Source organism: Streptomyces cathayae, assembly GCF_029760955.1.
GTDB classification, from domain to species: Bacteria; Actinomycetota; Actinomycetes; order Streptomycetales; family Streptomycetaceae; genus Streptomyces; species Streptomyces cathayae.
Genome location: NZ_CP121682.1, coordinates 487,804 through 500,558 on the forward strand (window position 1 = coordinate 487,804; position 12,755 = coordinate 500,558).

A 12,755-nucleotide genomic window follows, 5' to 3' on the forward strand; every position below is an offset into this window, starting at 1 on the left:
GGCCCGCGTTCAGGCCGTGGTGGGTCGGCCGGCCGTGCCGGTGCTCTGGTCCCAGTTGACGAAGCGGGTGGTCATCGCGGCTCGGTGAGCCGAGGCGGTCATCAGGTGGCGGCATGGCCGGAAGTGGGGCGAGATGCCGCCGAACGCGGACAGGAACCGCTGCGCCCCGCCGAGGCTGCGAAAGCCCTTCCTCGCGCGCTCGCGTTGCCGGGTGGGCCGGTGGCTGTTCTCCGCCCGGTTGTCGAGGTACTTCGACTGCCGGTGCTCGACGCAGGACATGACCTCGCGGTGGGCGGCGCCGTGGGAGCGGAGCCTGCCGGTGACCACCACCCGCGGCACCACGCGTGTCTTCTTCATCAGGTGGCGGAAGAAGCGCCGGGCGGCGGCTTTGCCCCGGCGGCTCTGCACCAGGAGGTCCGGGACGCTGCCGTCGGCGTCGACGGCCCGCCACAGGTACTTCCGCTCTCCGTTGATCTTGATGAGGGCCTCGTCCAGGTGCCACGCGTCCCCGGGCCTCGGCCGTCATCGGCGCAGTCCGTTCGCGTAGGCCTGCCCGAACGTGGCACACCGGCGGCGGACCGTCTCGTGGGAGACGACGACGCCGCGCTGCGGCATCCGCTCCTCCACCTCACGGAACGACAGCGGGAGGCGGAAGGACAGCCCCACGCAGGGGGAGATGCCCTCCACCGGGTACCGGTGCCCCCGGTACGACGGCGACGCGTCCCCCACGGACACCTCCTCCGACGTGATCAACCCGACGGTCATCCCACCCGGTCGGCCAACGTGACAGTGCCCCAGACCTCACGGACGAGGCGGGCCTGGGACATGGTGCCGTTGTCGAGTTCGAAGAGGCGGGGTGAGGGGGCCGAGGGGGAGATCGGGGTGTGTGGCCATGGGCGCCAGGTCGAGCCGCTTGTCCATGTCGAGGCGGAAGGTCCCGTACAAGGTTGGTGTTCGACCAGAACAGCGCGGTCAGCCTGCGCCGGCCCTCATCCGTGTGTCTCCATGTCCCGGCCGGTTCGGCGAGGACCTGCTGAAGCAGCAGCGTGTTGACGTGCACGAGAGCCGACTGGAGCAGGTGCAGGGCGAGCAGGGAGGTCTCGGCGTGCTCCTTGTCCGGGCCGGTGAGGGCACCCTCCTCGCCGTAGTGGAGGACCGGAGGCCGCTGCCGTCGTGACGCCGCGGGGGTCAGCGGGCGGACTCGCCCGGGCCCGGGGTCGGTCTGTGAGCGATGGTCCGCTCGAGCCTCCGGTCGGGGACCAGCCACATCAACGCGACGCCGGCATAGATTGCCACCGCGAGCCAGTCGCTCAGGAAGGACAGCCCGATGCCGCTCGCATACAGCAGCGGCGAGACCTTGCCCTTCAGGTCCCTGCCCACGGCGGTGGCGAGCAGGGACTCTGCACCCTGGTCCCGGGTGATCGTCTTCTGCAGCGTGTAGTAGGCCAGGGCAGCGGCGAGCAGGTCGATGCCGTACGCGGCCGTGGGGACGGCGGCGAAGTGGTTCTGGCCCATCCAGGCCGTGGTGAAGGGGATCAGGGAGAGCCAGAACAACAGGTGCAGGTTCGCCCACAAGATCACCCCGTTCACCCGATCGGTCGCCTGCAGCATGTGATGGTGGTTGTTCCAGTAGATGCCGAGGTAGACGAAGCTGAGCACGTAGGTCAGCAGCACCGGAAGCCCGTCGTGCAGGGCCGCCCAAGTGGTGCCGTGCGGGGTGGGCAGCTCGAGCACCATGACCGTGATCAGGATGGCGATGACCCCATCGCTGAACGCTTCCATCCGCTCGGTTGGCATGAGCCGATGCTAAAGCTCTGCCCGGGAAGTGAAGCTTTTCCTTGATCGTGGACACCTGGAGACTGGGACCGGCCGCCGACGTGGACGTGGACGACAAAACCGGCGAGGGCGGAGCTGCGGAAGGTGATGCGGCGGGCGCCGAACAGCGGGCCCGGGTTGATCACCAGGTAGACGCGGACAGGGCGGCCGGCCATGACGTGGCCTCGCGACGGGGGGGCAGCCCCGTGCGGGCCGCCCTGTACCCCGTCGCGGGCCGGGGCCCGGTCGGACAGGACCGGGGCGCCAGACGGGTTCCGGCAGCCTGCCGGACGTCGCCCTGCTCGAGGGCCGCGGCGGGGGCGCCCTCCAGTGGGTGCCGCTGATCCACAGGGATTTGCCGACGGTGACGGTGTGGCGGGTGAACGCGGCGCGCAGCAGATCAGCCGAGGGGGCAAGGCGGGCGGCGACGGTGTGGCCGTGCTCGCCGGGGCGAGAGTGTCCGAGTTCGGGTGTACGTAGAGTAAGGCAAAGGTCACACAAGCCGCTTTTCGAGCAAATTCTTCGAAGGAAGGCCAGATCATGAAATTCGCAGTCATCGGCGGAACCGGGCTGATCGGGTCACGGGTCGTGGAAAACCTGAACGCGGCCGGACACCAGGCCGTACCGCACTCCCTCTCCACCGGCGTGGACATCATCACCGGCCAGGGGCTGGAAGCGGCCGTGGCGGGCGTCGACGTCGTCATCAACCTGACGAATTCCCCGACCTTCGACGCCGCCTCGCTCGCCTTCTTCCGGACTTCGATGGACCACCTTCTTGCCGCGAGCGAGAAGGGCGGGGTCGGGCACTTCGCCATCCTCTCGATCGTCGGCGCGGACCGGGTGCCCGACCTGGACTACTACCGGGCGAAGGTGCTTCAGGAAAACATCCTCAAGGCCGGGCCGATCCCGTATTCCATCGTCCGCGCCACGCAGTTCATGGAGTTCATGGAAACGGCCCTGGCCATGACCGCCGACGGCGACACCGTTCGCCTGCCACGCACGCCGATCCAGCCGATCGCCGCTGCGGACGTCGCCGGCATCGTCGCCGAAGTCGCCACCGGCAGCCCTCTGAACGGCGTCCTCAACATCGCAGGTCCCGACGTCCTCCCCCTCGACGAACTCGGCCGGCTCACCCTGGCCGCCAGGGGCGACGGGCGCGCTGTCGTCACCGACGACAGCGCCGGCATGTTCGCCGCCGTCCACGGCGAGGTCCTCACCGCCCCGAGCGACGCCCGCATCGCCCCCACCCACTACACCGACTGGCTCTCCTGAACGGTCCCGCGACCTGCCGCGCCAGTCCAGGGCGATGCGCGCGTCGCTCCCACTCCGATTCCCTCAAAGAAGAGGAAACGCCATGTCGCACAACGAGTCGTCCGGCGGCGCCCTCCTGCCGGCCCACGTCAGCAAGGTCCTCGCACAAGCAGGGGTTGAGACTGGTAAGCCCGCATGGCGAGGTGTTGCGTAGCGGCCCCGCAGCCTCAACACGGGCGAGTCCGACTGTCATCACGGGACCCGTTGAATGCGGTGACGAGTTGGTTCGTGGTGACGATGGCCTGGGCGTAGGTGGGCCGTTGAGTTCGTGAGCGGCGTGCATCATCTCGGGGCTGAGGGCCGCGGTGGCGTCGCTGACCAGCGTCAGGTGGTAGCCGAGCGGCACTGTCACGTTGGCCGACCGGGTGGGATGACCGTCGGGTTGATCACGTCGGAGGAGGTGTCCGTGGGGGACGCGTCGCCGTCGTACCGGGGGCACCGGTACCCGGTGGAGGGCATCTCCCCCTGCGTGGGGCTGTCCTTCCGCCTCCCGCTGTCGTTCCGTGAGGTGGAGGAGCGGATGCCGCAGCGCGGTGCCGTCGTCTCCCACGAGACGGTCCGCCGCTGGTGTGCCACGTTCGGGCAGGCCTACGCGAACGGACTGCGCCGATGACGGCCGAGGCCCGGGGACGCGTGGCACCTGGACGAGGCCCTCATCAAGATCGACAGAGAGCGGAAGTACCTGTGGCGGGCCGTGGACCGGGACGGGAACGTGCTGGACATCCTGGTCCGGCCCCGGCGCGACCTGAAGGCGCACTGCGGTTCCTTCGCCGGCTCCGAAGGATCTGGAGTACGTGCCGCGGGTGATGGTGACCGACAAGCTCCGCTCCTGTGGCGCGGCCCACCACCAGGTCATGCCGGGCGTGGAGCACCGCACCTCGAAGTGCCTGAACCACCGGGCCGAGAACTTCCACCAGACAACCCGCCGGCGCGAGCGCGCGATGAAACGCTTCACCTCACCTGGCTGCGCGCAGCGGTTCCTGTCCGCGTTCAACGGCATCTCGTCCCACGTCCGGCCCCGGCGTCACCGTCTGGCCGCGGCCCGGTACCGCACCGGGATGAACCAGCGCTTCACTGTCTGGCGGCAGGTTACCGGCGCCACCGCGGCGGCCTGATCACGGCGCCCCGCGCGGGCGAGCCATCACCCCGGCGAGCCGTCAGCACCACCCGACCCAACAACGTGACAGTGCCCTACAGACCGGCTGGTGCCTCTTCGGTGGCGACTGCGGGGGTGTCGCGGATTCCCATGCGCAGGTGTTCTACGTGGTAGAGCGCCTGGTCGAGGAGCTCGGCGACGTGGTTGTCGTAGAGGGCGTAGACGATCGAGCGCCCGTGGCGTTCACCCGTGACCAGTCCGAGGTTGCGCAGCAGGCGCAGTTGGTGGGAGCAGGCGGAGGCTTCCATGCCGACGGAGTCGGCGAGGTCGCCGACCGAGCAGGGGCCTTCCTGGAGCCGGGCCAGGATGTACAGGCGTGAGGGGGTGGCGAGGGCCTGGAGGGTCGCAGCGACGTCGGTTGCCCCCGCCGCGTCCAGTCGCTCGCGCGAGGTGGCGTTGTTCCTGTCGTCGGCTCCGTGACCCATGGTGCCCATCCTAGCGACCACACATGAAAACCTGTTCAGATATTCCTGTACCATGAGGGCCGTTGCCCCGCCCACCCGCGAAGGGTTGCTCCGTCATGCCCTCTGTCCTGGACCGGCGGCCCGCGCAGGCCGCCGTCGGGCCGCGTCCCTCCTTGCCGCGGCGCCGCACGCGCGTCCTGGCACTGCCGGAGGCTCGGTGGGCGCTCGCGGCGCTGGTGCTGTTCCTGCTCGCCCTGCCGCTGTACCTGCTGGGCGCCCCGGGGTGGCTGTGGGGGACGCTGTTCGCCACCGTCTACGTCACTGGCGGCTGGGAGCCGGGCTGGGAGGGGCTGAAGGCCCTCAAGGACAAGACGCTGGACGTGGACCTGCTGATGGTCGTCGCGGCGCTCGGCGCCGCCTCCATCGGCCAGATTCTGGACGGTGCGCTGCTGATCGTCATCTTCGCCACCTCCGGCGCCCTGGAGGCGGTCGCGACCGCCCGCACCGCGGACTCGGTGCGCGGCCTGCTCGACCTCGCCCCCTCCACCGCGACGAGGCTCCTGCCCGACGGCACGGAGGAGAGCGTCGACGCCGCACGGCTGAAGGTCGGGGACACGATCCTGGTGAGGCCCGGCGAACGGGTCGGCGGTGACGGCCAGGTCCTCACCGGAGCCGGCGACGTCGACCAGGCCACCATCACCGGCGAGTCACTGCCGGTGGCCAAGCAGGCTGGGGACGAAGTGTTCGCCGGCACCGTCAACGGCACCGGAGCCCTGCGCGTGCGCGTCGAGCGCGACCCGGCGGACTCCGTGATCGCCCGGATCGTGACGATGGTCGAGGAAGCCTCCGAGACCAAGGCCCCCACCCAGCTGTTCATCGAGAAGATCGAACAGCGCTACTCGATCGGCATGGTCATCGCGACCCTGGCCGTTTTCACCGTCCCGCTCACCTTCGGCGACGAGGTGCAGTCGGCCCTGCTGCGGGCGATGACCTTCATGATCGTCGCCTCGCCGTGCGCGGTCGTGCTCTCCACCATGCCGCCGCTGCTGTCCGCGATCGCCGACGCCGGACGCCACGGCGTCCTCGCGAAGTCCGCCGTCGTGATGGAACGCCTCGGACAGATCGACGCCGTCGCGCTCGCTGCCTCGGCCGAGCACCCCAGCGAGCACCCGCTGGCCCGCGCCGTCGTGGACGCCGCCCGCGGACGCAGTCTGATTCTTGCCGACGCGGGCGGCTTCGCCTCCGTCCCCGGGCGGGGTGTCAGGGCCACCGTCGACGGCCACGCCGTCCAGGTCGGCTCCCCCGCCCGGCTGCTGCCCGCCGACGCCGACCCGGCCCACCAGAAGGTGGTGCGGGAGCTGGAGGAGGCCGGGCGCACCGCGGTGGCGGTGCTGCGCGACGGAACACCGGTGGGGGTACTGGGGATCGCCGACCGGCTGCGGCCGGACGCCGCCACCACCGTCGCCGCACTCACCCGCCTGACCGGCCGCACCCCGGTGCTGCTGACCGGTGACAACGAGCGCGCCGCCCGGCGCCTGGCCGCCGAGGTCGGCATCACCGACGTCCGCGCCGGGCTGCTGCCGCAGGACAAGGTCACCGCCGTGCGGGAATGGCAAGAGCAGGGCCGCAAGGTGCTCGTCGTCGGCGACGGCGTCAACGACGCCTCCGCGCCGGCCGCCGCCCGCTCCGGCATCGCCATGGGCAAGGCCGGCTCCGACCTCGCCCCGGAGACCGCCGACGCCGTCGTGGTCCGCGACGAGCTGGCCACCATCCCCACCGTCGTCAACCTCTCGCGCACCGCCCGCCGCCTGGTCAGCCAGAACCTGGCCCTCGCCGGAGTGTTCATCACCGCCCTGGTCGCCTGGGACCTGATCGGCACCCTCCCGCTGCCCCTCGGCGTCGCCGGACACGAGGGCTCCACCGTCATCATCGGCCTCAACGGCCTGCGCCTGCTGCGCGAGGCCGCCTGGACCAACCCCGCCAAGGACACCGCGTGAGCAGACGAACCCGCCGTACCGCCCCTGCAACGGGAGCGGCACGGCCCACCATCACCGTCTGCCGTGGCTGCTGCTGCGGCACCCCCAAGATCCCCGGCCTCGACCACACAGCCCAACTGCGCGACCTGCGCCAGGCCGTGGACGGCGCCGCGACCGTACGAGTCACCAACTGCCTCGACGCCTGCGAACGCGCCAACGTCATCGTCGTCCAGCCCTCCACGGCCGGCCGCAAGGCCGGCGGGCGCCCCGTCTGGCTCGGCCTGGTCAACGACCCCGACGCCACCACCGACATCACCACCTGGGTCCAGGGCGGCGGCCCCGGCCTGGCCGAGCCACCGGGCATCCTTGACCTGTACGCCTTCCAGCCCTCCCGCCGCGTCCGGCACGAACTCGAGGACTGACCCGCTCGCCGCCGGACGCAGCGGCAGGTATTGCGGCGGTCCTGCTCAACGCCGTAGGGCTCGGCGGGTGCCGATAAATCACCCGCCCAGGCCACGGCCTTGGTCGGCCATCTCTGATGTGGCTGCCGGCTACCCCACTGTCTTCACCCGGGCGAGGGAGGACGACATCATGACCGGTCGTGCTGCTGCGCCTGGCCTACCTCGCCGCCACCGACATCTTCACCCTGCTACGTCTCCTGCTGATGAGCGACCGCGAAAAAGACGTGGAGATTCTCGCCCTGCGGCACCCACTGCTCGTCCTGCAAGGCGAGGTTGCCCAGCCCGCGTTCACCGACACTGAACCGCCCCGGGTCCGGTAGCGATCTCAGTTTGTGGTTGTGACCTGTGGTTTTGCGGCTGTGAGGTAGGAAGCGGCCTCGTATTCGACGGGTGGGACGTGGCCGATCTCACCGTGGAGTCGGCGGTGGCAGTGAGCGGTTTTCAGGAGTTCGGCGATCTCGCGGGCCGCATCACGGGCCGGGCGACCGACACCGATCAGGGTGGCGGAGGCCGGGCCGGTCCAGTCGCCGTAGCCGAGCAGGTGCAGGCGCGGCTCATCCACCGCTCGGGTGCCCGCAGTGGCGATGTGGCCCCGTACCCCGCGCAACCCGAGGGGCGCCAGGTGCGAAAGTGCCGGACGGAAACCGGTGCACCAGATCACCGTGTCGGCCGACGCCCGTCTCCCGTCGGCCCAGAGGATTCCGTGCCGGTCGAGCCGTAGGAACATCGGTGATGCCTTCAGCAGTCCGGCGTCCCGGGCCTGGCGCACAGGCGGTACGGCGACGATGTCGCCGAGCGCGGCGACGCCTGCGGTGTCGGTGCGGCCCTCGTCCAGGGCGCGGCGGCGGGCGGTGGCGACGTCGAACAGGGCGCGGCCGTCGATGTCGTCGGCCAAAAACCGCGGTGGCCGCTGGGTGACCCAGGTCAGCTCGGTGTCGTGGGCGAGGTCGGCAGCGATCTGGGCGCCGGAGTTGCCGCCGCCGACCACGATGACACGCTGGCCGGCGAAGTCGCCGGGGCGGCGGTAGCCCACGGTGTGCAGCTGCCGGCCCTGGAAGACTTCGCGTCCCGGGACGGCCGGCAGGAAGGGGCGCGTCCAGGTGCCGGTGGCGCTGATGACCGCGCGGGCCTGCCAGGTGCCGGTGTCGGCCTGGATGCGGAGGAAGGGCCCGTCGCGGTGCACGGCCTGGACGAGAGCGCCACGCTGGACGGGAAGGTCGTACCGCTTCTCGTAGTCCGCGAGGTACGCGACCACGTGCGAGGCATCGGGATATGTCTCGCCGGGCTGGGACGGCATGAGCCGGCCGGGCAGGGACGAGTGGGCGGCCGGGGAGAACAGGTGCAGGGAGTCCCAGGCGTGCTGCCAGGCGCCGCCCGGCGTGGACTGGCCGTCGAGGATGACGAAGTCCACGCCCAGGCGGCGCAGGTGGTAGCCGGCGGCGAGCCCGGCCTGGCCGCCGCCGATCACCACCACCTGTGGCGTCCGCGTCACTCGGCGACTTCCCGCCCGGGCGGGAAGATGAGGGCCACGAGCGCCAGTCCGACCACGGCGCCGATCAGCTGCATGCCGATGAAGCCCGCGACCGAGCCGGGCGCGATGCCCGCGAACGTGTCGCTGAAGGCACGGCCGATGGTCACCGCGGGGTTCGCGAAGGACGTCGACGAGGTGAACCAGTAGGCGGCGCCGATGTAGGAGGCGACGGCGACGGGGGCGAATCGCAGCTGGTCGGTGCGGGCCAGGCCGAAGATCAGCAGGATCAGGCCGGCCGTGGCGACGACCTCGCCGAGCAGCAGGTGCCCGGCGGACCGGTCGCGGGTCGACCACTCCACCAGCGGCTCGCCGAACATCGCGTCCGCCAGGATCGCTCCCGCGATCGCACCCACGATCTGCGCGGGGACATAGACCGCCGCCTCGCGGGTTGTCACCCCCGCGCCACCGCGCCTGCCCGTCCACCACTCGGCCAGCGTGACAGCCGGGTTGAAGTGCGCGCCGGAGACCGGGCCGAACAGGAGGATCAGGACGCCGAGGCCGAAGACGGTGGCCAGGGAGTTGGCCAGCAACTGCACCCCGACGTCCTTCGTCAGCTCGGTGGCCTGGATACCGGAGCCGATCACCACCGCCACGAGGCCCGCGGCGCCGACCAGTTCGGCGGCGGCCCGGGCGGCCAGCGGCCTGCGGGGCGGGGTGGCGCCCGGAGCAGGCTGCGGTTCGGCCGCGGGTATCGCCGACTCCGCGGCAAAGTCGTGCGTGGCGGTCAACAAGGACTCCTTGGTGCAGTCGCCGGGGAGGCGAGGGATCAGGGGCAGGACCGCTTGTTGTCGGCGGCCGTGCGGGCGGACTCGGCCAGCTCGGCGAACTGGCCCGCGAGGGAGGCGATGACGTCCGCGCGCAGCTTGTAGTAGGTGAACCGGCCGCACGGCTCCGTCTCCACGACCCCGGCCTCGCGCAGCACTCTCAAATGGTTGGAGAGGTTGGTCTGCTTGGCACCGGTCTCCTCCACCAGGTGGGTGGTGCACAGCGTCTCTTGGGCGAGCAGGGTCACGATCTGGAGCCTGAGCGGGTCGGCCAGAACCCGAATCAGATCAGTGTCGACTGACGTCAGCATGCGCTGATACTCTCACATCAGCGGTGACTGACACCACCGGGTGCTGTTGTGGTCCATCTGTTGTGATCCGTGCCCGTCCCTGTTGCGAGACAAGAGAGACCTCTGATGTCCGACAAGCCCTCCGTCCTCTTCGTCTGCGTCCACAACGCCGGCCGTTCCCAGATGGCCGCAGCGTGGCTGAGCCACCTGGCCGGGGGCCGCATCGAGGTCCGCTCCGCCGGCTCCAACCCGGGCGAGCACGTCAACCCGGCCGCCGTCGAGGCCATGGCGGAGGTCGGCATCGACATCTCCGCCGAGACCCCGAAGATCCTCACCGTCGACGCGGTCAAGGAGTCCGACGTCTGCATCACCATGGGCTGCGGCGACACCTGCCCGGTCTTCCCCGGCAAGCGATACCTGGACTGGCAACTGGACGACCCGGCCGGCCAGGGCGTCGAGGCCGTCCGCCCGATCCGCGACGAGATCAAAACCCTGGTCGAGGGCCTGATCGCCGAGATCGCCCCCGAGAAGCCGGAGGCCACGGCGTAGCGACATACGCGACGTCGCCATCATCGGCTCCGGCCCCGCCGGATACACCGCCACCCTCTACACCGCCCGCGCCCAGCCCAGGCTCCTGCTGCTCGGCAGCTCCATCTTCGTCGGCAACTCCCTGACGACCACGACCGGGGTGGGGAACTTCCCCGGCTTCCCCCCGAGGGCGTCGACGGGCCGGTACTGATGGAGAACATGCGGGTCCAGGCCAAGAAGTTCGGTGCCAAGGCAATCGACGACGACATCGTCTCCGTCGGCCTGGCCGGTGACATCAAGTTGCTCACCGAATCCGTCGGCACCGTGCACCGCGCGAGGAAGGTGATCCTCGCGACCTGCTCCGGTTACCACAAGCTCGGCCTGCCCCGCGAGGAGGAGCTGTCCGGCCGGGGCGTGTCCTGGTACGCGACCTGTGACGGGCTCTTCTTCCGGGATCGGGACATCGTCGTCATCGGCGGCGGCGACACCGCCATGGAGGAGGCCACCTTCCTCACCCCCTCGCGAAGTCGGTCACCGTCGTCCACTGCCGCTCCACCCTGCGGGCCTCGAAGGTCATGCAGGACCGGGCGTCCTCCGACGACAAGATCTCCTTCGCCTTCGACAGCGAGGTCGCCGAACTCCACGAGGGGGACGGCATGTGGTCCGGCCTCACCCTGCGCGACACGCTCACCGGCAGGACACGCAAACTGGCTGCGACCAGCTTGTTCATCGCGATCGGCCACGACCCGCGCACCGAGTTGTTCAAGGGCCAGCTGAAGCTGGATTCCGAGGGCTATCTGAAGGCCCGGTCACCCTCGACCCTCACGAACGTCCCCGGCGTCTTCGGAGGCGGCGACGTCGTGGACCACACCTACCAACAGGCGATCATTGCGGCCGGGCCTGGCCTGCGCCGCCGCGCTGGACGCCGAGCACTACCTGGCAGCCCTCGGAGAGGCACGAGCAGCGCCCGTGACGACCGTCACCGTCTGACGTCGTCCGCCTCATCGCGAACGAGGAATTCACCGTGGCCCTCAAGAACCTCACCGACGACTCCTTCGAACAGGACATCCTCAAGAGTGACTGGCCCGTGCTTGTCGACTTCTGGGCGGCACGGCGCGGCCCGTGCCGTCAGATCACCCCCTGCCTTTTCCCGGAAGCGGCAGCAGACAACGACCCCGCCTTCATGGCGTACTCACCGCCCACCCAAGCACCGGAGAAGGTCCAAGCACGGCAAAAGCGCCGCACTGCCCGGCCGGGCTGGGCAGCGCGGCACGCGAGGAGCCCAATCAGTCGTGTGTGGCGAGAAAGCCGGACAGCGCGGCGAGGACAGCGGGCGCGACTCGGTAGTAGACCCAGGTTCCGCGCCGCTCGGACAGCAGCAGGCCCGCTTCGCGGAGCTTCTTCAAATGGTGGCTGACCGTGGGTTGGGAGACGCCGACATCGGCGATGTCGCACACACAGGCTTCCCTGTCGGGGTGAGATGCGACCTTGGAGAAAAGGCGCAGCCTCACCGGATCCCCCAGCGCCTTGAACATGGCGGCCGTGATCTCGGCTTCTTCTTCGGTGAGTTCCCTCTCCGTGAGGGAGGGGCAGCACGGCGGGGCGGAGGCACCTGTCACCGACTGCGCTAGCTTCGACATGCATCTATGTTGACACTTGTTTCAGCTCCTGCCAAGATCCATTGATTAGACACTCATCTAATCAATGGCTGGGGGAAGCGTGACCGACACGCATCATGCCGACACGACGAGGGCCGTGAAGACGGCCGTTGTCACCGGGGCCAGCAGCGGTATCGGCGCGGCGACCGCGCGGGCACTCGCACAAGAGGGCTTCCATGTCACACTGACCGCGCGGCGAGTCGACCGGCTGGAGGCAGTCGCCAAAGAGATCCAGGGCCAGGGCGGAACAGCCCGGGTGTTCCCGCTGGACGTGACCGACAAGGCGGCCGTCTCGGCCTTCGCCGACCAGCTGCCGGCGTGTGACGTACTGGTCAACAACGCCGGAGGGGCGTACGGAACCGAGTACGTCGAGAACGCCGATCCCGGCGACTGGCGGTCGATGTACGAAGTGAACGTGATCGGTGCGCTGCACATGACGCAGGCACTGCTGCCCCGGCTCAGGGCCTCGGGGGACGGCGTCGTGGTCGTCCTCTCCTCCACCGCCTCGTTCACCTGCTACGAAGGCGGGGGCGGCTACAGCGCGGCCAAGCACGGCGCTCACGTGCTGGCCGAGACACTGCGCCTTGAGGTGTGCGGGGAGCCGCTGCGCGTGATCGAGATTGCGCCCGGGATGGTTCACACCGAGGAGTTCTCCCTCAACCGCTACCGCGGGGATCTGGAGAAGGCCGATGCCGTCTACGACGGCGTCCCCCGCCCGCTGGTGGCCGAGGACGTCGCGGACGTGGTGACGTGGGCGGTGACCCGGCCCTCGCACGTCAACGTTGACCTGCTCGTGGTGCGGCCGAGGGCACAGGCGGCTCAGCACAAGGTGCATCGAACGGCTTGAGTCACTGGACGCGA

Annotated in this window: 13 protein-coding genes and 4 pseudogenes; 9 read left to right on the plus strand and 8 right to left on the minus strand. The window is 70.0% G+C overall.

What is annotated here, in order from left to right:
• Positions 1-9 precede the first annotated feature (9 nt).
• The 3 genes and pseudogenes from PYS65_RS02310 to PYS65_RS02320 form a co-directional block, all read right to left on the minus strand.
• Positions 10-729, minus strand: a pseudogene (locus PYS65_RS02310) (IS6 family transposase).
• Entirely contained in the window at positions 629-1,267 is a 639-nt protein-coding gene (locus PYS65_RS02315; protein WP_279332013.1) for a Tn3 family transposase, read from the minus strand. Before PYS65_RS02315 ends, PYS65_RS02310 begins: the two are co-directional and overlap by 101 nt.
• Positions 1,189-1,797, minus strand: coding sequence for a TMEM175 family protein (locus PYS65_RS02320; protein ID WP_279332014.1), 609 nt, complete (start codon positions 1,795-1,797; stop codon positions 1,189-1,191). Before PYS65_RS02320 ends, PYS65_RS02315 begins: the two co-directional genes overlap by 79 nt.
• Before the next feature lie 558 nt (positions 1,798-2,355).
• Between PYS65_RS02320 and PYS65_RS02325 the strand changes: the two genes are divergently transcribed.
• Both PYS65_RS02325 and PYS65_RS35045 read left to right on the plus strand, forming a co-directional pair.
• Complete coding sequence (locus tag PYS65_RS02325) at positions 2,356-3,087, plus strand: SDR family oxidoreductase (RefSeq protein WP_279332015.1); 732 nt, start codon at positions 2,356-2,358, stop codon at positions 3,085-3,087.
• 445 nt (positions 3,088-3,532) lie between these two features.
• A pseudogene (locus PYS65_RS35045) lies at positions 3,533-4,241 on the plus strand (IS6 family transposase).
• 76 nt (positions 4,242-4,317) lie between these two features.
• Here PYS65_RS35045 and PYS65_RS02335 read toward each other — a convergent pair.
• Entirely contained in the window at positions 4,318-4,707 is a 390-nt protein-coding gene (locus PYS65_RS02335; protein ID WP_279332016.1) for an ArsR/SmtB family transcription factor, read from the minus strand.
• Between the two features lie 95 nt (positions 4,708-4,802).
• Between PYS65_RS02335 and PYS65_RS02340 the strand changes: the two genes are divergently transcribed.
• From PYS65_RS02340 to PYS65_RS02350, 3 genes are all read left to right on the plus strand, one after another.
• Positions 4,803-6,683, plus strand: coding sequence for an HAD-IC family P-type ATPase (locus PYS65_RS02340; protein ID WP_279332017.1), 1,881 nt, complete (start codon positions 4,803-4,805; stop codon positions 6,681-6,683).
• A complete protein-coding gene (locus PYS65_RS02345) occupies positions 6,680-7,084 on the plus strand; it encodes a (2Fe-2S) ferredoxin domain-containing protein (protein ID WP_279332018.1) in 405 nt (134 codons plus the stop codon). The genes PYS65_RS02340 and PYS65_RS02345 overlap by 4 nt, the downstream gene beginning before the upstream one ends.
• A 179-nt stretch (positions 7,085-7,263) precedes the next feature.
• Positions 7,264-7,443 (plus strand): hypothetical protein, encoded by a 180-nt coding sequence (locus tag PYS65_RS02350; protein WP_279332019.1) that lies wholly within the window; start codon positions 7,264-7,266, stop codon positions 7,441-7,443.
• A gap of 5 nt (positions 7,444-7,448) precedes the next feature.
• On the opposite strand, the gene PYS65_RS02355 is transcribed toward PYS65_RS02350, so the two are convergent.
• From PYS65_RS02355 to PYS65_RS02365, 3 genes are read right to left on the minus strand one after another with little or no spacing between them, the layout of a single operon-like run.
• Entirely contained in the window at positions 7,449-8,615 is a 1,167-nt protein-coding gene (locus PYS65_RS02355; RefSeq protein ID WP_279332021.1) for an ArsO family NAD(P)H-dependent flavin-containing monooxygenase, read from the minus strand.
• Complete coding sequence (locus tag PYS65_RS02360) at positions 8,612-9,382, minus strand: aquaporin family protein (RefSeq protein ID WP_279332022.1); 771 nt, start codon at positions 9,380-9,382, stop codon at positions 8,612-8,614. Before PYS65_RS02360 ends, PYS65_RS02355 begins: the two co-directional genes overlap by 4 nt.
• Positions 9,383-9,420: 38 nt before the next feature.
• The gene (locus PYS65_RS02365; RefSeq protein ID WP_279332023.1) at positions 9,421-9,729 is read right to left on the minus strand and encodes an ArsR/SmtB family transcription factor; all 309 of its coding nucleotides are present in this window, start codon (positions 9,727-9,729) and stop codon (positions 9,421-9,423) included.
• Positions 9,730-9,834: 105 nt separating this feature from the next.
• On the opposite strand from PYS65_RS02365, the gene PYS65_RS02370 reads away from it, so the two are divergent.
• From PYS65_RS02370 to PYS65_RS02380, 3 genes and pseudogenes are all read left to right on the plus strand, one after another.
• Positions 9,835-10,257 carry an arsenate reductase ArsC gene (locus PYS65_RS02370; protein WP_279332024.1) on the plus strand — a complete coding sequence of 141 codons (423 nt, stop codon included), beginning with the start codon at positions 9,835-9,837 and terminating at the stop codon, positions 10,255-10,257.
• Between the two features lie 4 nt (positions 10,258-10,261).
• Positions 10,262-11,226 (plus strand): annotated as a pseudogene (locus PYS65_RS02375) (NAD(P)/FAD-dependent oxidoreductase).
• A gap of 34 nt (positions 11,227-11,260) precedes the next feature.
• Positions 11,261-11,410, plus strand: a pseudogene (locus tag PYS65_RS02380) (thioredoxin family protein); the annotation flags it as partial.
• Positions 11,411-11,522: 112 nt separating this feature from the next.
• Here PYS65_RS02380 and PYS65_RS02385 read toward each other — a convergent pair.
• Positions 11,523-11,876: an ArsR/SmtB family transcription factor gene (locus PYS65_RS02385; protein ID WP_279332025.1), complete on the minus strand. Its 354-nt coding sequence runs from the start codon at positions 11,874-11,876 to the stop codon at positions 11,523-11,525.
• A 79-nt stretch (positions 11,877-11,955) separates the two neighbouring features.
• Between PYS65_RS02385 and PYS65_RS02390 the strand changes: the two genes are divergently transcribed.
• Positions 11,956-12,741: an SDR family oxidoreductase gene (locus PYS65_RS02390; protein WP_279332026.1), complete on the plus strand. Its 786-nt coding sequence runs from the start codon at positions 11,956-11,958 to the stop codon at positions 12,739-12,741.
• The last annotated feature ends 14 nt before the right edge of the window (positions 12,742-12,755 follow it).